The sequence below is a fragment of the Ralstonia psammae genome, from assembly GCF_958405935.1.
Classification (GTDB): Bacteria; Pseudomonadota; Gammaproteobacteria; order Burkholderiales; family Burkholderiaceae; genus Ralstonia; species Ralstonia psammae.
Genome location: NZ_CATZBU010000001.1, coordinates 162,148 through 185,188 on the forward strand (window position 1 = coordinate 162,148; position 23,041 = coordinate 185,188).

At 64.3% G+C, this 23,041-nt stretch carries 20 protein-coding genes; 11 read left to right on the top strand and 9 right to left on the bottom strand.

The features are described 5' to 3' along the window. Positions 1-23: 23 nt before the first annotated feature. Positions 24-2,321, bottom strand: coding sequence for a LamG-like jellyroll fold domain-containing protein (locus tag R2N16_RS00815; protein WP_428984076.1), 2,298 nt, complete (start codon positions 2,319-2,321; stop codon positions 24-26). 362 nt (positions 2,322-2,683) lie between these two features. Here R2N16_RS00815 and R2N16_RS00820 point away from each other — a divergent pair, with 362 nt between their 5' ends. Further along, complete coding sequence (locus R2N16_RS00820) at positions 2,684-3,601, top strand: LysR family transcriptional regulator (RefSeq protein ID WP_316663607.1); 918 nt, start codon at positions 2,684-2,686, stop codon at positions 3,599-3,601. Positions 3,602-3,635: 34 nt separating this feature from the next. On the opposite strand, the gene R2N16_RS00825 is transcribed toward R2N16_RS00820, so the two are convergent. The 4 genes from R2N16_RS00825 to R2N16_RS00840 form a co-directional block, all read right to left on the bottom strand. After that, positions 3,636-4,418: a substrate-binding domain-containing protein gene (locus tag R2N16_RS00825; RefSeq protein ID WP_316663610.1), complete on the bottom strand. Its 783-nt coding sequence runs from the start codon at positions 4,416-4,418 to the stop codon at positions 3,636-3,638. A 58-nt stretch (positions 4,419-4,476) separates the two neighbouring features. Beyond that, on the bottom strand, positions 4,477-5,772 hold the full coding sequence (gene tcuC, locus R2N16_RS00830; protein WP_316663611.1) for an MFS transporter: 1,296 nt from the start codon (positions 5,770-5,772) through the stop codon (positions 4,477-4,479). A gap of 337 nt (positions 5,773-6,109) precedes the next feature. Beyond that, positions 6,110-7,696, bottom strand: a complete 1,587-nt coding sequence (locus R2N16_RS00835) for an isocitrate lyase (protein ID WP_316663612.1) — start codon at positions 7,694-7,696, stop codon at positions 6,110-6,112. A gap of 147 nt (positions 7,697-7,843) precedes the next feature. Further along, positions 7,844-8,104 carry a hypothetical protein gene (locus R2N16_RS00840; RefSeq protein ID WP_316663613.1) on the bottom strand — a complete coding sequence of 87 codons (261 nt, stop codon included), beginning with the start codon at positions 8,102-8,104 and terminating at the stop codon, positions 7,844-7,846. A 24-nt stretch (positions 8,105-8,128) separates the two neighbouring features. On the opposite strand from R2N16_RS00840, the gene R2N16_RS00845 reads away from it, so the two are divergent. Continuing rightward, positions 8,129-9,373 (top strand): saccharopine dehydrogenase family protein, encoded by a 1,245-nt coding sequence (locus tag R2N16_RS00845; RefSeq protein WP_316663614.1) that lies wholly within the window; start codon positions 8,129-8,131, stop codon positions 9,371-9,373. Positions 9,374-9,403: 30 nt separating this feature from the next. Here the strand turns inward: R2N16_RS00845 and R2N16_RS00850 are convergent, their stop codons facing one another. Next, complete coding sequence (locus tag R2N16_RS00850) at positions 9,404-10,453, bottom strand: AI-2E family transporter (RefSeq protein WP_316663615.1); 1,050 nt, start codon at positions 10,451-10,453, stop codon at positions 9,404-9,406. Positions 10,454-10,705: 252 nt separating this feature from the next. Between R2N16_RS00850 and R2N16_RS00855 the strand changes: the two genes are divergently transcribed. Together R2N16_RS00855 and R2N16_RS00860 are read left to right on the top strand one after the other, a co-directional pair. Further along, positions 10,706-10,987, top strand: a complete 282-nt coding sequence (locus R2N16_RS00855) for an antibiotic biosynthesis monooxygenase family protein (protein ID WP_316663616.1) — start codon at positions 10,706-10,708, stop codon at positions 10,985-10,987. A 357-nt stretch (positions 10,988-11,344) separates the two neighbouring features. Continuing rightward, on the top strand, positions 11,345-13,102 hold the full coding sequence (locus tag R2N16_RS00860) for a GGDEF domain-containing protein (RefSeq protein WP_316664206.1): 1,758 nt from the start codon (positions 11,345-11,347) through the stop codon (positions 13,100-13,102). A gap of 13 nt (positions 13,103-13,115) precedes the next feature. Here the strand turns inward: R2N16_RS00860 and R2N16_RS00865 are convergent, their stop codons facing one another. Further along, positions 13,116-13,928: a DUF6597 domain-containing transcriptional factor gene (locus tag R2N16_RS00865; RefSeq protein ID WP_316663617.1), complete on the bottom strand. Its 813-nt coding sequence runs from the start codon at positions 13,926-13,928 to the stop codon at positions 13,116-13,118. 131 nt (positions 13,929-14,059) lie between these two features. Between R2N16_RS00865 and R2N16_RS00870 the strand changes: the two genes are divergently transcribed. Beyond that, a complete protein-coding gene (locus tag R2N16_RS00870; protein WP_316663618.1) occupies positions 14,060-14,725 on the top strand; it encodes a glutathione S-transferase family protein in 666 nt (221 codons plus the stop codon). Between the two features lie 7 nt (positions 14,726-14,732). On the opposite strand, the gene R2N16_RS00875 is transcribed toward R2N16_RS00870, so the two are convergent. Then, positions 14,733-16,535, bottom strand: coding sequence for a methyl-accepting chemotaxis protein (locus tag R2N16_RS00875; RefSeq protein ID WP_316663619.1), 1,803 nt, complete (start codon positions 16,533-16,535; stop codon positions 14,733-14,735). A gap of 228 nt (positions 16,536-16,763) precedes the next feature. Between R2N16_RS00875 and R2N16_RS00880 the strand changes: the two genes are divergently transcribed. After that, entirely contained in the window at positions 16,764-17,870 is a 1,107-nt protein-coding gene (locus R2N16_RS00880) for an S-(hydroxymethyl)glutathione dehydrogenase/class III alcohol dehydrogenase (protein ID WP_316663621.1), read from the top strand. Positions 17,871-17,892: 22 nt separating this feature from the next. After that, entirely contained in the window at positions 17,893-18,756 is an 864-nt protein-coding gene (gene fghA / locus R2N16_RS00885) for an S-formylglutathione hydrolase (protein WP_316663622.1), read from the top strand. 18 nt (positions 18,757-18,774) lie between these two features. Here the strand turns inward: fghA and R2N16_RS00890 are convergent, their stop codons facing one another. After that, positions 18,775-19,029: a hypothetical protein gene (locus R2N16_RS00890; RefSeq protein WP_316663623.1), complete on the bottom strand. Its 255-nt coding sequence runs from the start codon at positions 19,027-19,029 to the stop codon at positions 18,775-18,777. Positions 19,030-19,130: 101 nt separating this feature from the next. Here R2N16_RS00890 and R2N16_RS00895 point away from each other — a divergent pair, with 101 nt between their 5' ends. From R2N16_RS00895 to R2N16_RS00910, 4 genes are read left to right on the top strand one after another with little or no spacing between them, the layout of a single operon-like run. After that, positions 19,131-19,982 carry a paraquat-inducible protein A gene (locus R2N16_RS00895; protein WP_428984080.1) on the top strand — a complete coding sequence of 284 codons (852 nt, stop codon included), beginning with the start codon at positions 19,131-19,133 and terminating at the stop codon, positions 19,980-19,982. Continuing rightward, positions 19,979-20,734, top strand: a complete 756-nt coding sequence (locus R2N16_RS00900) for a paraquat-inducible protein A (RefSeq protein ID WP_316663624.1) — start codon at positions 19,979-19,981, stop codon at positions 20,732-20,734. Before R2N16_RS00895 ends, R2N16_RS00900 begins: the two co-directional genes overlap by 4 nt. Next, complete coding sequence (locus R2N16_RS00905; RefSeq protein ID WP_316663625.1) at positions 20,731-22,374, top strand: PqiB family protein; 1,644 nt, start codon at positions 20,731-20,733, stop codon at positions 22,372-22,374. Before R2N16_RS00900 ends, R2N16_RS00905 begins: the two co-directional genes overlap by 4 nt. Beyond that, a complete protein-coding gene (locus R2N16_RS00910; RefSeq protein WP_316663626.1) occupies positions 22,371-23,039 on the top strand; it encodes a PqiC family protein in 669 nt (222 codons plus the stop codon). The genes R2N16_RS00905 and R2N16_RS00910 overlap by 4 nt, the downstream gene beginning before the upstream one ends. The last annotated feature ends 2 nt before the right edge of the window (positions 23,040-23,041 follow it).

Sequence of the window (23,041 nt, forward strand, 5' to 3'; positions counted from 1 at the left end):
CCCTCCATGGGGCTGCACCGCAATCAACTCGTCATGAGCGACGCAATCTCGGCAGCGCTGAGCGCGCCGCGATAGATGCGGAAATCATCGATCCGACCGTTGAAGGTCGGGTCGGCGGTGTATTGCGATTTGCCCAGCCAGTTCTGTGTGGTGCTCTCCAGGCGGAACGGCGCCTGGAACATGGCCGTGTTCGTGCTCACAGGTGCGCCGTTCACGTACAGCGTGCCGGTGGAGCCCGATAGCGTCACGGCAACATGCACCCATTGCTTGCTGGGCAGCTCGGCGGGGGCGTCGATGATCTGCTCCGGAGGGCCATCGCCAGGGCCATTGGCCGTCATGGCAAAGCGTATGCCGGCCCAGCCACTGCGCAACTGCGCACGGGGTGTCAACATCAGGTAGCGGTGAAAACCCGTTCCGAAGTCGAACAGACGGGCCCATGTTTGCGCGCCATTCCAGAACACCCACGAGGCGATGGTGAAGTCCGACACGTCGACCAGAAGGTCGTTGGGCAGCGCCACATAGGCGCCCGAGCCGTTCAGCGAGACCGCGTTGCTGCTGCGTCCGGCGCCCCACACTGCACCATTGAGCGTGCCGTTGCGCCCGTTACCGGAACGATCGGCTGCGGTGGTGCCGCTGCCCTCGTCGAAGGTGAGATGCGCAAGCAGCTGCACCGCCGTGATGGCCTTCACTTCGTTGGAGATCGCCGATTCGCCTGCAATCGTTTGCGCTGTCACAACATAAAAATACGTGCCGGCAGCGGGCGGCGTATCGGTATAGGTCAGCAGATCGGTGATACCGCTGTGGATGGTGGTGTACGGGCCGCCGGCAATCGTGGCGCGCTTGACGGTGTAGCTCGTGGCGTTGCTGGTGCCCCACCACGACAGCACCACTTGTCCCGCGCTTGCGTAGCCCGTCAGCCCGGTCGGCGTTGCTGCGGGTGTGCCCGGATCCAGCGTGCAGGTAAGCGTACCGTAGCCAAGCTGGTCGAAGCCGCCGCTGTTGGGGCCGTAGTTGCCGCCACCGCCTTCGGGCGCCACGAGGTCGGCCGCACGCTTCGTGTAAGGCGCCGCCAGGCCTTTCCGGTTGATGTAATGGTTGGCCACCAACGCCCAGCACGGGCGACCCAGGGCACCGCCCTGCCCACCGGTGGAGAACTGCGTCTGGATGACGCCGGCGCTGTTCTGATACGTGACAAAAGGCACTGTATAGAACGTGCCGTCCGGCTGCGTCAGGTTAGCTTTGGCGACGTATTCGGCGCCGGCAAGGAAGCGGTTGTTGTCATAGCCGTACAGGTCGATGCCCTGGTTCCATGCCATCTCGCAAATGGCGCCCGTCAATGCGATGCCGAGCACGCTGTGACCCTGATCACGGCCGGCTTCCTGCCACTGTCCGAGATTGCCGGGGTGCATGTAGTACACGGCCTGCCGAATACAGCCGTTGCTGCCACCGGTCTTGAAATGGGTGATGGCCTCGTTGACGAGATCGGCGTCGTCACACAGCACACCGATGGCCAGAATGCACGCGATGTTGGCCAGGCCCCAGTTGGCCCAGTAGTGCGTGTCCATGGCGGTGTCGATACGCGTCAGGAAAGCATGGCTGACGGGGTAGAAGACCTTGCGCATCATCGCCTGGAACGCGGCCAGGCCAGCCGGGCTCCAGCCGCTGTAGCTGCGCATGATTTCGGCCGCGTTGGCGAACTCGTAGCCGTAGATGCCGGCGGCCAGCGCCACGTCGCTGCCGCCAAGCGTTGTCAGCGTCGATGCCCACTGGTCCAGATACTCAATGGCTTTGTCGGCGTATTGCTTGTCGTCCGACACCTTCCAGCGCAGCGCGTCGCCATAGGCAGCCGCGATGTCGTGGTAGAGCGTGCCGTAGTTCTGGCCATGCGTCGGGTCATTGCCCCGGTAGATGGCGACTTGCGGATTCGGCTTGTTCGTCAGGCGCGTGTGGCCATTCGCGACCAGCACGTTCCAGCTATCGATCCAGGGGGACGCGTGGGCCCCCACCTTGGTGCGCATGCGCGCGAAATCCGCTTCGGTATGCAGCAGACCCGGATGCGTGAAACTCTGGATCAGCACCGTGCCCGCGGGCGGCGCGACAGGCGTCTTGGCAATCGGCGAAGCGGGCGCTGTGGTGCTCCCGCCTGCCGTTGTCGCAGGGGCGACGCTTGCAGCGTCGGCATCATCGCCACCGCCCCCGCAACCGGCCAGTAGCGACGCCCCCAGCCCCATCACGAAGTGGCGGCGCGAGAGCTGCACCGCGCTGCCCGGTCGGCTCGACGCTTCCAACAGCGGATTTCCTGGTACCTGCTTGTTGCTCATACACCCTCCCAGCTTTTTTTTGTTGTCGTCAAACCGTGCGCAAGGCTGCACGAACCGTGCCACACCCCCTACTAAAGAGGGGTGACGCGACTTGTTGCGACATGTGACACGAAGCGTCAGCACATTTCAATGCATGGGCAGATTTGATGAGCTTTGTTGAAAAAGCATCCGGGAGCATTCGGACATGGTCCCTTGCGCACATGACGCATCGCTATGACAACAGCATCGATTCCGGCCGTCGGCGCCCAGTGTCCGTGCACAGCACCAAACCGGGCGACGCCTGCCCGCGCGCCCGTGGATATGTGTCACCGATGGGATAAATCACGCAAAATGTTCTGCATCTGGGACGTGGAGGCCGGGCGGTGGGCATCAACTTCGATTTGACGGACTTGCAGGCGTTTCGCGCGGTGGTGGAGTTGGGCAACTTCCGAAAGGCCGCCGAGGCGATCAGCATTTCCCAGCCCGCGTTGAGCCGTCGGATCGACAAGCTCGAGAGCGCACTGGGCGTGCCCCTGTTCGAGCGCACCACACGCAGCGTCACGCTCACCACCGTCGGCCGCGTGTTTGCCCGCAGTGCAGAACAACTGCTCGACGATCTCGACGTCGCACTGCTCGGCATCCGCGACATTTCATCGAGCCGCCTGGGGCAGGTGACCATCGCGTGCGTGCCGTCAGTGGCCTACTACTTTCTGCCGAACCTGATTGCGCGCTATCACCGCCGCTTTCCACGCATCAGGGTCAAGCTGCTGGATGCAAGCGCGAACGAAGTGCTTGGTGCAGTCATCAGCGGCGAGGCAGATTTTGGCCTGAGTTTTATGGGCAGCCAGGAGCCCGAAATCGAATTCAAGACGCTGCTGCAGGAGCGATTCGTTGCCGCCTGCCGGCGCGATCATCCGCTCGCCCGAAAGAAGCGCGTGACGTGGAGCGAGCTTTACGAGCACGAATACGTCTCAGTGGACAAGACTTCGGGCAACCGCCTGTTGCTGGACCAGGCGCTGTCGGCCGTGGCGCCGCGTGCACCGAGCGTCTGCGAGACGCGCCACGTCACGACCATGCTCGGATTGGTTGAAGCGGGCCTTGGGGTCGCAGCGGTGCCATCGATGGCCATGCCGGGGCACGACCACCCTATCCTCACGAGCGTGCCGCTTGTGGAGCCGGTGGTGAACCGGCGCGTAGGAATCGTGAAGCGGCGCGGCCGGGCGCTCACACCGGCCGCGGAGGAATTTCACCGGATGATCATTGAAGCGAAGCGCGGCGTCGGGGCCACAAGCGATGCATAGCAAGGCCGCTTGACCCGCCGCGCCCCGTCGCTGATCAATGTGCCGCGACGGAATCGAGCCCGGTCGATTTCACATCTGCCTGCACCCCAGGCGAAGCGAGGTAGTCGAGCAGCGCCTTGGCTTCCTTCGGATGCTGTGCCCCAACGGGGATGCCCGCTGCAAAGCGCGTGACCGACTGCAGCGACTCCGGAATCTTTCCGACAAAGGTTGCACCCTGCACCGGCAGCAGCTCGCTCACTTGCTGGAAGCCGATTTCGTAATCGCCGTTTGCCACCACCGACGCCACCGGAATGCGCGGGATCATCTTCGACTTCGCCTTGACCTGCGCTTCAATGCCGAGCGTCTTGAACAGCTCGCGCTCGATATAGACGCCGCTTGCGCTGTCTGAGTACGCAATCGACTTGGCATGCAGCAGCACTTGCTTGAGACCTTCCGCCGAGCTGATGTCGGGCTTGGGCGCGCCCTCGCGCACCACCATGCCGATGCGCGAGTCGGCCAGTTCCACACGCGAGTCCGGGATGACCTTGCCTTGCTTGATCAGATCGTCGAGTGCGTAGCCGACCATGATGACGGCGTCCGCAGGCTCACCGCGCGCGAGCCGATTCGGAATCGCTTCGGGGGACTTGCCCATCGAGGGCCCAAGCGCGGTGTTGAGCGTATTGCCCGTCTGCGATGCGAATTTCGGCCCGAGCAGTTGATAGGCGGCGGTAAAGCCACCAGAGCTGATGACGTGCAGCTCGGCAGCCTGAGCGTTGACCGCAATGGCCGAGGTTGCGACGAGCGCGGCTGCGCACAGTTTCAGAAACAGAGTTTTCATGGTGGGATGCCAGGTCGTACGTATTGATGAACATGCGGGAGGCGGAATGCACTGAGCGTCAGTGCGCCGGTGCCAGCGTCACCGTGCGGCGACGATAGAGCGTCAACGTCGCCAGGAGAGCGCACACCGCAGCAAGACTCATCCAGTAGCCGGGGGCTGCCTTGTCGCCGGTCAGGTGGATGGCGGCCGTCGAGATGGCGGGGGTAAAGCCGCCAAACACTGCCGTCGCGAGGCTATAGGCAAGCGAGAACCCGGCAACGCGCACTTGCACGGGCATCACTTCCGTGAGCGCGACGATCATCGCGCCGTTGTAGATGCCGTACATGAACGAAAGCCACAGCAGCACGACGAGCATGTTCATGAAGCTCGGCGCGTGAGCAAGGAATGAAAGCGCCGGGTATGCGGTGGCGATGGTGAGCAACGTCATGCCGATGAGCAGCGGCCGGCGGCCGATCCTGTCGGAAAGCGCGCCGCCAATCGGCAACCACACGAAGTTCGACACCCCCACACAGAGCGTTACGAGCAGGCTATCGGCCGTGCTCAGGTGCAGGACCGTCTTGCCGAAAGTCGGCGCATAGACGGTGATGAGGTAGAAGCTCGTGGTGGTCATCGCTACCAGCATCATGCCGGCGATGACGATGGTCCAGTTTTGCACCAGTGTGCCGAATACGTCCTTCATGCTCGGACGATGCTTGCGCGCCTTGAACTCCTGCGTTTCCTCGAGATTGCGGCGCAGCACGAAGATGAACGGCACGATCATGCAACCGACGAAGAACGGCACGCGCCACCCCCACGCTGCAATGGCCGGTGCGCTCAGCCATTGGTTGAGCGCGAACCCCAGGCCCGCCGCCACGACGATGGCCACCTGCTGGCTGGCGGACTGCCAGCTCGTGAAAAAGCCCTTGCGGCCAGGCGTGGCCATCTCGGCCAGGTAGACCGACACGCCACCCAGCTCCGCGCCCGCCGAGAATCCCTGCAGGAGACGTCCGAGCAACACGAGCGCGGGCGCCAGAAGCCCGATCGTGGCGTAGCCCGGAACGAACGCGATCAGCACCGTCCCGCTCGCCATGATGGACAGTGTGACGATGAGGCCCTTGCGACGACCGACGTCGTCAATGTAGGCACCCAGCACGACCGCGCCCAGCGGCCGCATCAGGAAGCCGGCGCCAAAAACGGCGAACGTCATCATCAGCGAGGCGAACTCGCTCTCGGTGGGAAAGAAGACGTTGGCGATCTGCGTGGCGTAGAAGCCGAACAGGAAGAAGTCGAACTGTTCCAGGAAATTCCCGGCGGTGACGCGGAAGACCGCAGCGGCCTTTGAATGCCCGGTCGAAAGGCTGGACGGGGGGTGCATCGAGGTGTCTCCTGGAAGCCAAAAAAAGAACATGCCGTGGAGCGGCGTTTGTCGTTTTGGCAATGTTCGCCGGGAGACCGTCAAACGAGAAGTGCAATTTTCGGAAGGATTGATGTTCCTGGGTTATCAATCGCTTTTGCCCCACCTCACCGCGTTCCCCTCGCGCAACGGGGTGAGCCGTGGAGGCGGATCACGGGCCACCCCTCCACCTGGCAGACCGCTCCTGATCAGCGCCCTACACGCGACGGGCATCTCACCGGCCCTTCGCTCCTCCCCAAAAAAAACGCCAACCCGCGATGGGTTGGCGTTCTGCTTGGGTATGACCCGTATCCGTGAATCAGTGGAACTGGTTCATGGTGTTGTCTTTACCCGCAGCCTTCAGCGCCGCTTCGCCGCTGAAGTATTCCTTGTGGTCGTCGCCGATGTCCGAGCCCGACATGTTCTGGTGCTTGACGCAGGCGATGCCCTGACGGATTTCCTTGCGCTGCACGCCAGCCACGTAGCCGAGCATGCCCTGGTCGCCGAAGTATTCCTTGGCCAGGTTGTCGGTCGACAGCGCGGCGGTGTGGTACGTCGGCAGCGTGATGAGGTGGTGGAAGATACCGGCCTCACGCGACGCATCGGCCTGGAACGTGCGGATTTTTTCGTCGGCGAGCTTTGCCAGTTCGCTGTCGTCGTATTCCGGGCTCATCAGTTGGCCGCGCTCGTAGGCCGACACATCCTTGCCGGCTTCCTTCATCGCGTCGTACACCTGCTGACGGAAGTTCAGCGTCCAGTTGAACGATGGGCTGTTGTTGTACACCAGCTTGGCGTTCGGGATGACCTTGCGGATTTCGTTCACCATGCCGCCGATCTGAGCGATGTGCGGCTTTTCGGTTTCGATCCACAGCAGGTCGGCGCCGTTCTGCAGCGAGGTGATGCAATCGAGCACGCAGCGCGCTTCGCCCGTGCCGGCGCGGAACTGGAACAGGTTGCTCGGCAGGCGCTTCGGACGCAACAGCTTACCGTCGCGCTTGATGATGACGTCACCGTTGCCCAGTTGGTCTGCCGTCAGTTCTTCGCAATCGAGGAACGAGTTGTACTGGTCGCCCAGGTCGCCCGGCGTGTTGGTCACGGCGATCTGCTTGGTCAAGCCGGCGCCCAGCGAATCGGTACGGGCCACGATGATGCCGTCGTCCACACCCAGTTCCAGGAACGCGTAGCGGATCGCGCGGATCTTGGCGAGGAAGTCTTCGTGCGGCACGGTGACCTTGCCGTCCTGGTGGCCGCACTGCTTCTCATCCGACACCTGGTTTTCGATCTGGATGCAGCATGCACCTGCCTCGATGAACTGCTTGGCCAGCAGGTACGTTGCCTCGGCGTTGCCGAAACCAGCGTCGATGTCGGCAATGATGGGCACGACGTGGGTGACGTGGTTGTCGATCTTTGCCTGGATGGCGGCCTTGGCGGTAGCGTCTTTGGCTGCGTCCAGTTCACGGAACAGGCCGCCCAGCTCACGGGCATCGGCCTGGCGCAGGAACGTGTACAGCTCGCGGATCAGCGCGCTGACGGAAGTCTTCTCGTGCATCGACTGGTCGGGCAGCGGGCCGAACTCAGAGCGCAGCGCAGCGACCATCCAACCCGACAGGTACAGGTAGCGGCGCTCGGTGCTGTTGAAGTGCTTCTTGATGGAGATCATCTTCTGCTGGCCGATGAAGCCGTGCCAGCAACCGAGCGACTGCGTGTACTTGGACGGATCGGCGTCGTAGGCGGCCATGTCCGCGCGCATGATCTTGGCGGTGTACTTGGCGATGTCCAGACCCGTCTTGAACTTGTTCTGGGCACGCATGCGGGCAGCGTACTCGGGGTTGATCGCGTTCCATGCGCTGCCGTGGGTTTCTTTCAAACCGGCAACTGCCTTGATGTCGTCTTGATACTGGGCCATGTCAATTTCCTGGAAATAAAGCGCGTTTGAGAAGAATCGGTTGCGTGTGCAGCTACGGATATCGAAGCGAGCAGCATGGATTCATTGTAGGGCGCCTTTGACGCGTCGCAGCAAGGTCTTATATAAGACATAAGAGTTAGTTTTTCTTTATTTTTCAATGAGATAGAAGACAAATTTTGCGATGCGGGACGTGTTTTCAGCAAACGGGAAGGCAGCACCGGAGAAATTCGGGGCAAATTCCATAATGTAAAACGGGCTTTCAGGTGCCGGAGGCGGGGAAACTTCGGTGCCGAGGACGGGTGGACGCGTGCCTGCATGGGTCATGCGATGCCGGTTGCGTGACGGGCTGGGCGCCTTCACCATTGTTTGCCGCCGAACGATGGAAGACGGCCATACCGGCACCTGCATCCGCCCATCGAAAAGGAAGACTCCATGCCCGCTCCGGACTATGACGTTGTTGTGTTTGGCGCCACCAGCTTTGTCGGCCAGATCCTGACCCGCTACCTGGCCGAACACTTTTCGGGCGATGCGCAAACGCTGCGCTGGGCCATCGCCGGCCGGTCCGAAGCGAAGCTCCTGGACGTCAGGCGGTCACTGGGCGCGGCGGGCGAGTCCGTCCCCATCATCGTGGCGGACGCTGCCAACGAAGCCCAGTTGCGCGCGCTGTGCGCCCAGACGCGGGTGGTGGTGTCTACGGTTGGCCCCTACGCGCTGTACGGCGAGCCGTTGATCAAGGTCTGCGCCGAAAGCGGGACCGACTACTGCGACCTCACCGGTGAAACCCAGTGGATCAGGCGCATGGTCGACAAATATGAAGCGGCGGCGCAGCAGTCAGGGGCACGCATCGTGCACTGTTGCGGCTTCGACTCGGTGCCATCGGACATGGGCGTCTACTTTCTGCAGCAACAAGCCATGCGGCAATGGGGTACGCCGGCCACGCAGGTGAAGTTGCGCGTCAAAACGCTCAAGGGCGGTGCGTCTGGCGGCACCGTGGCCAGCCTGATCAACGTCGTGCAGGAAGCTGCCGCCGACCCCGCCTTGCGCAGGGAACTGGCCGATCCTTACTCTCTCTGCCCCAAGGGCCATGGTTTCACGGCACGCCAGCGCTCGATCCGAGGCGCGGCGTTCGATGCCGATTTCAATGCGTGGATTGCGCCGTTCGTCATGGCGGCCATCAACGAGCGCGTGGTGCATCGCTCCAACGCCTTGTCCGGCAACGCCTATGGCAATCCATTCACCTATGACGAAGCGGTGATCACCGGTACCGGCCTGGGCGGCCGTTTGAAAGCCGTGACGATGGTGGCCGGCCTGGGTGCATTCATGCTGGGCATTGTCATCAAGCCCATCCGCATCGTCATGGAGCGCTTTCTGTTGCCCAAACCCGGCGAAGGCCCCACGCCAGCGGCGCAATTGGCCGGCCGCTACGACCTCCGGCTCTTTGGCCGCACCGATCAAGGAAACACCTTGCGGGTAAGGGTGACCGGGGATCGCGACCCCGGCTATGGTTCCACCAGCAAGATGCTGGGTCAGGCCGCCGCCAGCCTGGCGCTGGACCACGTGAAAAACGGCGCCAAGACCGGGCGCCCGGGCGGCTTCTGGACGCCGGCCACGATGTTCGATGAACGCTTCATCGAGCGGCTGACCCGCCATGCAGGTCTGCGTTTCGAGCGGATATGAGCGCGACGAAACGCCCCCTTGGCCGATACGTCAATCGTTCTGCCCGCGCGCAAAAATATCCCAGCTGGCCATGAACAGCGCGGCAACCAGCGGCCCGATCACGAAGCCGGTAATGCCGAGCAGCTCCATACCGCCCAGGGTTGAGATCAGCACGACCCAGTCGGGCATCTTGGTGTCCTTGCCGACCAGCAGCGGGCGAAGCAGGTTGTCCACCAGGCCGATCACGCCACCGCAAAACGCGACGAGGATCACGCATTTCCAGATCGCGCCCACCATCAGGAAATAGAGCGCGACCGGAATCCACACCAGGCTCGCGCCAATCGCGGGCAGCAGCGACAGGAACGCCATCAGGGCGCCCCACAGCACCACGCCGTCAATGCCGAGGAACCAGAAGATCAGTCCGCCGAGCGCGCCCTGCACCAGCGCAACGGCGATGTTGCCCTTCACGGTGGCGCGCACGACAGTGGTGAACTTGGTCAGCAGCAGGCGCTTGTGCTCTTCATCCATCGGCAGCGCGCGGCGCACGCGGCGGCCGATTTCGGCGCCATCGCGCAGCAGGAAGAAGACCATGTACAGCATCACGCCAAAGCCGACGACGAACTGGAACGTGTTCTGCCCGATGCTCAGCGCCTGCGTCGCGGCAAACTGGCTGATCTGCGCGGCGCCGTCGGCCAGCTTTTTCTGGATGCCGGCAATGTTGGTCAGGCCGGCTTTGGCAAGCAGTTGCTGCACCCATGTGGGCAGTGCGTGAACCGCTTCCGAAAGGTACCGGGAGTAATTCGGCTGCGCGCTCTGGATCTCCTGATAGGCAACGCCGATTTCCTGCACGATGGTCGCCGTCACAAAGATGACGGGCAGGATCACGATCAAGATGATCAGGGCGAGCGTGGCAAGCGCGGCGAGGTTGCGCCGCTTACCCATCCGGGCGACCAGCGCGCGCTGCACGGGCTGAAACAGGATCGCCAGGATGACGCCCCAGAACACCGCGCCAAAGAACGGCGAGAGGATCCAGCAGAGCCCGAGCGTGACGACGAACAGCAGGAGGTAGAAAAATTTCTGGTGGTCGTTTCCGCGATCCATGGGTTGCTTTTGTTTGAAGGTGACGTCTGAGGGGGCCCAGCAGGATCCGGGCCAGACAATGGAATCCGAGTATGCCCGCGCAGCCGCGGTTGTCATAGGGGCGGCCGACAGGTGGACATGGCTTCCGAAGCCAACCCAAAGTCGGCGCCCCTCGGTCAAACAACCCCGCTGGCTGCCGGGCTACGGCGACGCGGATTGCCGGCTATAGTTCTCACCCCATCCAACCGAACGGAGCACAGCGTGGTATTTGAAATGGCCCACATCGAAATTCTTGCCGGCAAGCAGCGCGAGTTTGAAGCCGCTGTCCAGGAAGCCCTGCCGCTGTTTGCTCGCGCCAAGGGCTGCCACGGCGCCGAGCTGCACCACATCGTCGAGCGCGACACCAGCTACGTGCTGCTGGTGCGCTGGAACACCGTCGAAGACCATATGGTCGATTTTCGCGAGTCCGACGATTTCCAGGCATGGCGCAAGCTGGTGGGGCCGTTCTTCGCGAAGGCGCCGGAGGTCGTGCACTCCGAGGTGGCGGTGAAGTAATCGGCCCGCCCAATTCATTCGATGCTTCAACCAGGCACGAGACACGAGACGCGCGGGGCGACCGAAGCGCGTCCCCTCTCGTGCCATGCCGAGACAACAAGCTGACCGCCCGGCCCCTTTCAGGGCTCCAGCCTGAACACCCCGTAAGAATCCTTTTGCATTTGTTTGCAGTGCGGCCTCGCGGGCCGGGTCCAATGGCACGGTAAAGATGCTCCCGATGCTGCCGTTAGCCAGAGATGTGCACTGCATGCGGCAACGTGCTGGCACCTGTGCAACCCGTTCGCAACTACCTCGCGGCTCCTGCCCGACCGCCCGCCAAGACGCTCCACCCCTCCGTTCATGCCTTCTGAAACGTCGATGGACAGGCGCTTTGGCGCCAGCGTCGCCATCGTCCTCGTTCCGGTGTTGTCGTTGTCGTGCTGGCTGCTGGGCTACGCATGGCTGGCCTACGGCCGCGCCGACGATGCCGCTCGCAGCGTCCAGGCGCTGCGCATGGCGTTGCTGGCCATGGAGAAGGTGTCAGCCGAACGCGGCCCGACCAACGGCGTGCTCGGCGAAGACCTGCCGGTGCCGGCCGAGCGCAGCGCGGCCCTGCGACGCGTGCGCGCCGTCAGCGACGAACACGTCGCCCGACTGCTCGACGCCCTGCACCCTGAACATTGCCCCGGCTGTGAAGCCGACATCAACGCCGCGCGCCGGGCCCAAACGCAACTGGCCGCTGCCCGCGCCAACATCGACCGGCTGACCGCCCTGCCCCTGCGCTCACGCAGCAGCGACGACCTGGCAGAGGGCGTAAACCGCATGATCGCGGTGATCCCCGAATTCCTGCCCATCGTCAACGCGCGCACAGCCAACATCACGCGCGGCGATCCCGACGTGCTCAATTGCCTGACGCTGGCGCGGCTGTCGGCCGATCTGCGTGAATACGCGGGCCAGCTCGGTTCGCGCTTTACCGGTGCGCTGGCCATGCACCGCATGCTCACGTTTGAAGAACAGCTTGCCATCGAACGCACGCAGGGCCGCATCGACCAGTTGCGCAGCATGATCGAGACCCGCGTGGGCGCGCGGTCGGCATTGAACCAGCATGCCTTGGCCACGCTTGGCGCACAGTACTTCGGCGACGGGCTGCGCTACGTGGCCACCGTGCGCGCCAAGGCCAGCCAGCCCGGCGGCGTCGACATCACCCCCGCCGCGTTCGCCGAGCGCTACGTGCCCACCATGCGCGCCATCACGGATTTCCGCGACATCGTGCTGCGCGTGGCCGATGACGACGTCCGCGAACATCGGCGCGCGATGTTGCTGGTGCTCGTCGGCTCGGCAGGCGCGGTGCTGTCAGCGCTGGGCGCGCTGGCGTGGATGACGATTTCGTTCCGACGCGACGTGGTGGGGCCGTTTGTCAACGCCACGCGGCTCATCGACGGGATTGCGCGCGGCAACTTGAGCGTACACATCCCGACCGGCTTTGCGCGGCGAGAGATCCGCGCGATGTTCGAGGCGATCCGTGTGCTGCGCATCAATAGCATCGAGCGCCGCCGCCTGGAGCTGGAACGCGCGCACCTCATGCAGGAACTCGCGCGCATGGCCGAGACCGACCCGCTCACCCAGTTGCTTAACCGCCGCGCCTTTGAAAACCGCGCCGGCGCGATGTGCAAATCCGCGCAGCCGCAGGCGCGGCTCGTCGCACTCATCATGTTCGACATCGACCACTTCAAGCGCATCAACGATACGTACGGCCACGCTGTGGGCGATGAAGCGTTGCGCACGGTTGCCGGCCTGTGCCGCGCCCAAGGCCCGTCCACCGACATGGTGGCGCGCATCGGCGGCGAGGAATTCGCGGTGATGGTGTGGGCGGATAGCCTCGCGCAGGCGCGCGCGGTGGCCGATCATCTGCGCCATCGCATTGCCGAAGTGACGGTGCCCACCGGCACCGGTCTGCCCTGCCGCATGACGGCCAGCTTTGGCGTGGCGGTGGCGCGCGCGGCAGATGGCCCCGAACTGGAGTCGCTGCTGCAGCGGGCAGACCATCTGCTCTATGCCGCCAAACTGGCGGGGCGCAACTGCGTGATGTCGGACCGCCCTCCTGCGTCGCCAGACGTGGCGGTCGCGGCGGATTGATGCACCGGGCGCGCTAAGCCTGATTGGCACGCCGATATTCCGCAGGCGCCCTGCCGACAAGGCGGCGGAAGTCACGCGTGAAGTGCGCCTGGTCAAAATAGCCAAGCCCGTGCGCAAGTTCAGCCAGATCCACGTCTGCGCCGTTGGCAAGCTGGTCCGCCGCCTCATGCAGGCGGTATCTGCGGATCACCCACTTGGGTGTCACACCGACATACTCCGAGAACAATTGCTGCAGCGTGCGTTCGCTCATGCCAGCGCGCTCGGCCAGGTCGCGCACCTGGGTCAGGCCTGCGTCCCGTCGCAACGACTGCAGGATGGCATGGATACGCTCAACCTGCGGATCGGGTGGCGGCAGCACGCGTAGCAGCACCGCTTCTGCGGCGGACACCATGCCAGCGTCGTCGCTCGCGCCGAGCACGATCTCTTCGGCGTGCGCATCGCCAATGCCAAGCACATCGGAAACCGGCACGGTCTTGTCGGTCAGCAAACGCACCGGCTTGCCGAAGAACGCGCGAAATGCACCGGGCCGAAAGCGCATGCCGATCACGCGGCCTGTCTCAGCCAATGTGGTTTCGAACGCGCCCGACACCACGCCAAAGACGGCGGTCTTCCGACGGTCGAACACGGCGTTCACGCACGGATACGGCAGCGTGCGCTGCGTATAGGGCGGCTGGCCGCGCAGGTCCCATTCGACAATCCAGTGGTGATCGAGCACGCCAGCCAGCGCGGCACACGGCTGGTAACGGTTCAGTCGGAAACGCTGGCGAAACGCCAGCGGATCGACCACGCCCTTTGGCTTGTCGGCAACGTCACGTAGATCAGTCATGAAAGCGGCGGCAGCGGAAACAATGCCGCGATGATGCACCGCCGCAGCGGATTTTTCCAAGACGCAGCCGGATCCACAGCCTAGAGTGGCAAGCTGTCATCCACACATCCCACCGCACACCGGAGCCGACGATGCCGCAAGACCGCCACCTGACCCTCTACCACTCGCCACGCAGCCGCTCGCGTGGCGCGCGCATGCTGCTCGAAGAACTCGGCGCTGACTACGCAGTGCATGCCTTCGACCTGACCACGGGCGAGCACCGCGTGCCGGAATTCCTGGCCATGAACCCGCTTGGCAAAGTGCCGACGCTGCGGCATGGCGATGTGATCGTCACCGAGCAGGTGGCCGTGTATCTGTACGCAGCAGAGTTGTATCCGGAAGCAGGCCTTTCACCCGCCGTGGGCGATCCCCTGCGGGGGCCGTACCTGCGCTGGATGGCGTTTTACGGCTCCTGCTTTGAGCCTGCCGTCGTCGACCACTCGATGGGCCGCCCCCCGGCGGCGTATTCGACCTCGCCCTATGGGGATTTCGATACCGTCATCGCGGCGATCAATGCACAGTTGGCCAAAGGGCCGTATCTGCTGGGCGACCGCTTTACAGCGGCAGACGTGCTCTGGGGCGCCGCACTGGACTGGATCACGATGTTCAAGCTGATGCCCGAGACACCCGTGGTGCGCGCGTATATCGACCGCATCCTGGCACGCCCGGCAATCAAGCGCGCGCAAACCGCAGACCTCGCCCTGGCGCAAGCACAGGACGAGGCCAAGGCTGCCAGCGCAGCCGCCCCGCATGCCTGAGCCCGGTTCAGTGCGACAGGCGGAACTGCCCCACGGCCTCGTTCAGGTTGTGGGCCTGTTCCTCCAGCGACTCCGCAGCGGCAGCCGCCTGCTCCACCAGCGCGGCGTTCTGCTGCGTCACCTGGTCCATCTGGTTGACGGCCTGATTGACCTGCTCGATGCCGCTGCTTTGCTCTTCCGACGCTGACGAGATCTCGCCCATGATGTCGGTCACGCGCTTCACTGCATCGACGATCTCTGCCATCGTCACGCCGGCCTGATCCACCAGCGCCGTACCGTTGGACACGCGATCCACCGAGTCACTGATGAGCGCCTTGATTTCCTTCGCGGCACCGGCCGAGCGCTGCGCCAGGCTGCGCACTTCGCTGGCCACCACCGCAAACCCGCGCCCTTGTTCGCCTGCACGCGCGGCTTCCACCGCAGCGTTCAGCGCCAGGATGTTGGTCTGGAACGCAATGCTCTCGATCACGCCGATGATGTCGGCAATCTTCTTGCTGCTCTCGTTGATGCCGCCCATGGTCTGCACGACCTGGCCGACCACATCGCCGCCGCGCGTGGCAACGTCAGATGCCGTCACGGCAAGCTGGCTGGCCTGACGCGCGTTGTCGGCGTTCTGCTTCACGATGCTCGTCAGTTCTTCCATGCTCGACGCCGTTTCTTCCAGCGAGCTGGCCTGCTCTTCCGTGCGCTGCGAGAGGTCGGCATTGCCGGCGGCAATTTCCTGTGCGGCCGAGCGCACCGAATCGCTGCCCAGACGAATCTGCTGCATCACCGCCGTGAGCTTGTCGGCAAACGTGTTGAACGAACGTGCGATCTGCGCGACTTCGTCTTCGCCATCCGACGGCAGGCGCTTGGTGAGATCCCCGCTGCCCGAGCCGATGTCGTCCATCGCATCGCGGATCATCGACAGGCGGCGGAATGCGCGCGAGGTCATGGCACCGACGATGAGTGCTGCAACGATGGCCACGCCCACCAGCGCGCCGATCGACGTCATCACCAGCGAGCGCATGCCCGCGGTGGCATCGGACTTGTCCAGCGCCACGACGAGGCCCCAGTCGGTGCCCTTCACACCCTGGCGGTAGAGCAGCTTGGACGCCCCATCGACCGACACTTCCACAGGCTTCTCCGCCTGCGCCAGCGATGCCAGCGTGGCTTCGTTCAACCCTGCCGACAGATCGGTCACCGGTTTGAGTGTGAGCTTGTCATTCGGGTGTGCGACGATCTTGCCGGCTGCGTTGACGAGGAAGCCGAAGCTCGCCTGCGTCGGATGAATGGCCTTGACGTTGGCGATCACGCTGTCCATCGCCACGTCGCCGCCAATCACGCCCTTGAGCGTACCGCCTTCCAGAATGGGCACCGCGAAGGTCACCACGAGCTGGCCGGTGCTGGCGCTCACGTAGGGCGGTGTCACCACGGGCTTGCCCGCCTCCACGGCCTGCTTGTACCAGGGGCGCGCAGTCGGATCGTACGAGGGCGGAATGCCTTCGGGGTTCGAGAACTTGTACGTCTTGTCGGGATAGCCGACATAGACGTTGATGAAGCCGCCCGCCTTGTGCACGGCCTTGAAGACCGGAATCGGGTCGGCAGACACCGCCACGTCTTGCAGCGACACCATCATCTGCGTCTTGGATGCCACCCAGTCGTCAATGCCGGCGATGTGGCCGCGCGCGACGGACTGCAGGTTCTGGCGGATGGACTCGTCGTTGTACGAACGCGTCACGAGATAGTTGAGACCGCCAGCGAAGGTCAATGCGCCGACCACGATGGCAACGCAGGTCAGCAAAATGCGAGTACGGATGGAAGCAAGCACAGTATCGTTTCCTACGAAGTCCACGGCGGTGGTTCCGCCATGTAAGGCACGCGGCACATGGCCCTTTCGGCCTGCCGTGGGCACAAGAAACGGCTGTCATAAGGAAATCTGAAGTCTGATGTGCATGACATGACTAAGCCATCACGTTGCCGGAGCAGGCAACGTTCTACAATCGCCCTCCCTACGCTGCCCACGCCGGGCCCGCTTCACTAAAAAAAAGGACTGCGCATGAAAACCAAAGCCGCCATCGCCTGGAAAGCCGGTGCTCCGCTCTCCGTGGAAGAAGTCGACCTGCAAGGCCCGCGTGCCGGCGAGGTGCTCGTCGAGATCAAGGCGACGGGCATCTGCCATACCGATTACTACACGCTCTCGGGTGCCGACCCGGAAGGCATCTTCCCGGCGATCCTCGGCCATGAAGGCGCGGGCGTCGTGCTGGAGGTGGGCGCGGGCGTCACTTCGTTGAAGGCGGGCGATCACGTGATCCCGCTCTACACGCCGGAATGCCGCCAGTGCAAGTTCTGCCTGTCACGCAAGACCAACCTGTGTCAGGCGATTCGCGCCACGCAGGGCAAGGGCCTGATGCCGGACGGCACGTCGCGCTTCTCGCTCGACGGCAAGCCGCTGTTCCACTACATGGGCACCTCCACGTTTGCGAATCACATCGTGGTGCCGGAGATTGCGCTGGCCAAGATCCGCCCGGACGCACCGTTCGACAAGGTCTGCTACATCGGCTGCGGCGTCACCACGGGCGTGGGCGCGGTGGTCTACACGGCCAAGGTAGAAGCCGGCGCCAACGTGGTCGTGTTCGGGCTCGGCGGCATCGGGCTGAACGTGATCCAGGGCGCCAAGATGGTCGGTGCCGACAAGATCATCGGCGTAGACCTGAATCCCGCGCGCGAAGCCATGGCGCGCAAATTCGGCATGACGCATTTCATCAACCCGAATGAGGTGGAAAACGTGGTCGACCACATCATCCAGCTCACCGATGGCGGTGCCGATTACTCGTTCGAATGCATCGGCAACACGAAGGTCATGCGCCAGGCACTGGAGTGCTGCCACAAGGGCTGGGGCCAGTCGATCATCATCGGCGTGGCAGAAGCCGGCGCGGAAATCAGCACGCGGCCGTTCCAGCTCGTTACGGGTCGCGAATGGAAGGGCTCGGCCTTCGGCGGCGCACGCGGCCGCACGGACGTGCCGAAAATCGTCGACTGGTACATGGAAGGCAAGCTCAACATCGACGACCTCATCACGCACACGCTGCCGCTGGAGCGCATCAACGAGGGGTTCGACCTCATGAAGCGCGGCGAGTCGATCCGTTCGGTCGTGCTGTATTGAACCTTGAGGATAGAGCCACGCGATGACGATCCCGGCACCTGCACTTGAACTGCTTTCCGAGCACGCCTGTTTTGGCGGCGTGCAGCGCTTCTATCGACATGCCTCGAGCGCAATCGGGCTGCCGATGCGCTTCTCGGTCTACCTGCCGCCGCAGGCGTTGGCAGGCACACGCTGCCCAGCGCTGTTCTATCTGGCGGGCCTGACGTGCTCGGAAGAGACGTTTGCCATCAAGGCGGGCGCGCAACGCATCGCCGCACGCGAGGGCCTCATCCTCATCGCGCCCGACACCAGCCCGCGCGATGCCCAAGTCCCCGGCGAAACCGACAGCTGGGATTTCGGCATCGCCGCCGGTTTCTACCTGGACGCCACGCAGGCGCCGTGGCGCGAGCACTACCGCATGGAAAGCTACATCGCCGACGAGTTGCACCACATCGCGCGCGTGGCCTTTCCGGTGGCAGCGGGGCGCATCGGCATCTTTGGGCATTCGATGGGCGGCCACGGCGCGTTGACGCTGGCGTTGCGCCATCGGGAACGCTTCGCCTCGGTGTCTGCGTTTGCGCCCATCGCGCATCCGTCTGTGTGCCCGTGGGGCATCAAAGCGTTCACGGGGTATCTGGGTGACGACCGCACCGCTTGGGCAGCGCACGACGCCACGCAGTTGATGCGGCAGGCGTCGTGCCCGTTCCCGGGCGGCATCCTGATCGATCAGGGTGAGGCCGACAAATTCCTCGCCGAGCAGTTGTACCCGGATGACTTTGCCGCCGCGTGCGCCGCAGCCGGGCAACCGCTGCAACTACGCCGCCACCCGGGCTATGACCACGGCTACTACTTCATCGAAACCTTCATCGAAGACCACCTGCTGCATCACGCGGCACAACTGCGTTAGCAGCAGGTCAGTGCGCGGCTAGCGGCGGCGCCCGCCGGTACCAGGGGCGCCCACACCCACTCCTGTCGAGCCGCCGGTCGTGCTGCCGGTCGAATCGTTCGCACTGCCGCCATAGCCGTCGGTCGAACCCGAGCGCGATGTATTACCGGCGCGCCCTTGCCGGTCGGTGGCATTGCGGTTGCGCGTGGCGTCCCGGCCGCTGTTGGCCGAACTGCCGTTGGCCGTGGCTCGTTGCAGTTGCGTCGGGGGCAGCAAGGCTCGTTCTGCCGTCACGCCGCGCCATCGTCGAGCCCGGTCAATGGCGGGATATTTGCTTGTGACCGTGCATCGAAATGAGGAGGTCCGCACTCAGCTATACATTCAACCGTGTATGTATAATCACGTGCCCGACTGTCGGCGCTCCGTCGCGCGCGTCTCCAACGCTGCAACCGCGCCTTCAGTCCGACGATGGAGCTGTTAACGTGAAATTCCCCTTCCCGCTGCCGCAGTCATGGCGCGCAGCGGGCGACACCCCCGACGCCAAGGCCGCCCAGGTCGCACAGCCCCTGCCTGGCGATCCCGATGCCTGGATCGCATGCGAGCATTGCGACACCCTGCATCGCCACGAAGTCATTGCCCTGGATGAAGAGGCGCATTGCACACGCTGCGGCGTCAAGCTGTACCGCAACCAGAGCGAGCGGCTCTCGGTACTGCTGCCGCTGGTGTTGACGGGCCTCATCGTCTACATGGTCGCCAACATCTTCCCGATTGCCGAGATGAACGGCGGCGGCAACCGGCACGCCACCACGCTGTGGGGCGCCATCGTGGCGCTGTACGACTACGACATGCTCTTCGCTGCCGTGCTGGTGGCGCTCACCACGGTGTTCTTCCCGCTGATGTACATGTCGGTGCTGGCGCCGCTGCTCATTGCGCGATTGCGCGGGCGGCAGCATCCGGCCGCCGCGCTCGTGCTGCGCGCCGCCGCGCTGATCCGCCCTTGGGCGATGATCGAGATCTTCATGCTGGGCGTGGTGGTGGCGCTCATCAAGGTGGCGCGCATGGTGTCGCTGGAAGCCGATGCGGGCTTGTGGGCATTTGCCGCGCTCACCGTGTTCCTGACGGTGGCGTTGTCGATCGACCTGCGACCGTTCTGGCGCGAGATCGGGTTGACGCTGCCGCCGGGCTCAGAAGTCGACACGCCCACGGGTATGAACGCAGCCGCCCGCCCCGGCGAGGATCGCCCATGAGCGGCACCACCACGCCTGCACCTGCCCGACCGGATCAATCGGATCAATCGGGTCAACAGGCCCGCCCGCTGCGGGCCGCCGCACACGGCCTGGTGACATGCGAGCGCTGCGGTCTGCTGGCACGCATGCCCCAGGCCACGGCCGCCGCGCACGCGGCGCTCACGCACGAAAACGCACCTGACGAGAGCGCCGCAGCGCCCGTCTGCCCGCGCTGCATGTCGCCCCTGCACGTGCGCAAGCCCGACAGCCTCGCGCGGTGCTGGGCGCTGCTGATTGCGGCGGCCGCCATGTACCTGCCCGCCAACCTGCTGCCCGTGATGATTACCGATACCCTGCTCGGCACCCAGCAGGACACGATCATGAGCGGGATTGTCTACCTCTGGACGTCGGGCTCGTGGCACTTGGCCATCATCGTGTTCATCGCCAGCTTTCTGGTGCCGCTGGCCAAGCTCGGCATCCTCGCGGTGTTGTGTCTTTCGGTGCAGCAACGCTGGCGCTGGAACCCGCGCCTGCGCACACGCCTGTATGCGCTGGTCGAGATCATCGGCCGGTGGTCGATGCTCGATGTGTTTGTGGTGACGCTGCTGGCAGGTCTTGTGCATCTGTCGACGCTTGCCATCATCAAACCCGGCCCTGGTGTCGGCCCGTTTGCCGCGGTGGTCGTGCTGACCATGTTCGCCGCCCGTTGTTTTGATCCCCGCCTGATCTGGGACGTCATCGACGAGCCCGATCCCGAAGAGACCGATGTATGACCGACCCCGTCGATAACGAAAACATCCCCGCGCCGCGCCGCACGAAGCGCAAGCGCTGGCTGCCCTCGCTGATCTGGCTGGTGCCGATCGTGGCGCTTGCGGTGGGCGCCACGCTCATGGCGCGCGTGATCCTGGCGCGCGGCGCGCAGGTGACCGTCACATTCAGCTCGGCCGAAGGCATCGAAGCGGGCAAGACGCGCGTGAAGTTCAAGAGCGTCGATATCGGCGTGGTCAAGGCGGTCGGCCTCACCGACGACCGGTCTGGCGCCGTGGTGCTGATCGAACTCACGCATGACGGCAAGGCGTTTGCCGCGTCCGACACGCGCTTCTGGGTGGTGCGCCCGCGCGTGGCGGCCGGCAGCATCTCGGGGCTCGGCACGCTGCTCTCCGGCGCGTACATCGGCGTGGACGGCGGCCGCTCGCACGAGAAGCAATCCACGTTCAAGGGGCTCGACACACCGCCGACCATCTCCGCTGATGCGCCCGGCAAACAGTTCACCCTGCATGCCCCCGACCTCGGCTCGCTCGATATCGGCGCGCCGGTGTATTTCCGTCGCGTGCGCGTGGGCCAGGTGACTGCCTATGACATCGACGCCGACGGCAAGGGCGTGACGTTGCGCATCTTCGTCAACGCGCCGTTCGACACGTTTGTGGCGCACGGCACGCGGTTTTGGAACGCCAGCGGCATCGACCTCAAGCTCGACGCCAGTGGGCTGAAGGTCGATACGCAATCGCTGCTGACCGTGGCGCTGGGCGGCATCGCGTTCCAGACGCCCGAAGAAGCCGATCACGAGCCGGCTGCTTCCGACGCCGAGTTCCAGCTCGTGCGCAACGAGACCATGGCCCTGAAGGACCCCGAACACCTGTCGCAGACCGTGGTGATGTACTTCCACCGCTCGCTGCGCGGGCTCACCGTGGGGGCACCGGTGGAGTTCAAGGGCATCAACGTGGGCGAGATCAAGTCGATCGGCATCCACTACAGCAAGAAGCGCCACGAGTTCGTGCTGCCCGTCACAGCCACGCTGTACCCCACCCGGTTCGGCATGGACATCCGCGACGACAATTCGCAGCACGCCGCGGAAGATGTCCGCACGCAGTTCGATGCGCTGGTGAAGAACGGCATGCGCGCGCAGTTGAAGAGTGCGAGCCTGCTGACCGGCCAGCAGTTCGTGAACCTCGACTTCATCGAGCCGGCCGAGCGCGACAAGACCCCGCCGCGCTTCGGCATGCGCGATCGCGACGGCGCGTATGTGTTCCCGACCGCCGACAACCCGACCGACGACATCGAGGCCCAGATTGCCGGCATCGCCAAGAAGCTCAACAAGGTGCCGTTCGAGCAGATCGGTCAGGACGTCCACCGCACGCTGACGACGCTCGACGCCACGCTCAAGCAGACCGAGCAACTGGCCAAGACCGTCAACAGCGACCTCGCCCCACAGATGAAGGAAACGCTGGCCGAGGCGCGCCGCACGCTTGATTCTGCACGCCAGGTCTTCTCCGACGATGCACCACTGCAACGCAACGCGCGCGACACACTCGAACAGGTGGCCAAGGCCGCCGCGTCAGTGCGCGTGCTGACCGACTACCTGGACCGCCACCCGGAAGCGCTGATCCGCGGCAAGGCAAAGGACGCGCAATGATGCCGATGCAAACGACGATGCTGTCTTCTTCTCTTCGCCTGGCGGGCGCTGCTGCCGTGGCTGTGCTGGTTGCGGCATGCGCCTCGCCCGAGCCGACATTGCACACGCTGTCGGTGCGCCCCGAAGCAACGGACACCGGCCGCTTCCAGCGCGCCTTCCGCCTCTCGGGCGTGCGGGTGCCCGATCGTCTGGACAAGCCGCAGATCGTGCTGCGTACGTCCGATAGCGAAGTGGTGGCGCTTGAGCAGCAACGCTGGGCAGCGCCGTTTGGTTCGGAACTGCGCGATGCGCTATCTGCGAACCTGGCGACGGCGCTGTCTGCGGTGGATGTGGGCAACGCTGCTGCGCCGGCAGGCGTGCCGCTCTACCGCATCGGCGCCGAAATGCGCAGCTATGACGCCCGGCCCGACCAGGGTGTGACGGCGCTGGTGACGTGGCGCGTATCGCGCGATGCGGCAACGCAGGGGGCAAGCCCCGCCTCGCTTACTTGTCAGACGACGCTTGTGCTGCCCGTGAATGGGCAACCCGCAGGCACGGATGCAAACGCGGGCGTGAACGCGTTGGTGTCGTCCACGCAGCGCCTCGTGCAGCAGTGGTCGCAGCAGATTGCGCAGAGCGTGCAGGGTCTGGAGTCGCCTTCGGCTATGCCGGCGTGGTGCCGGTAAGC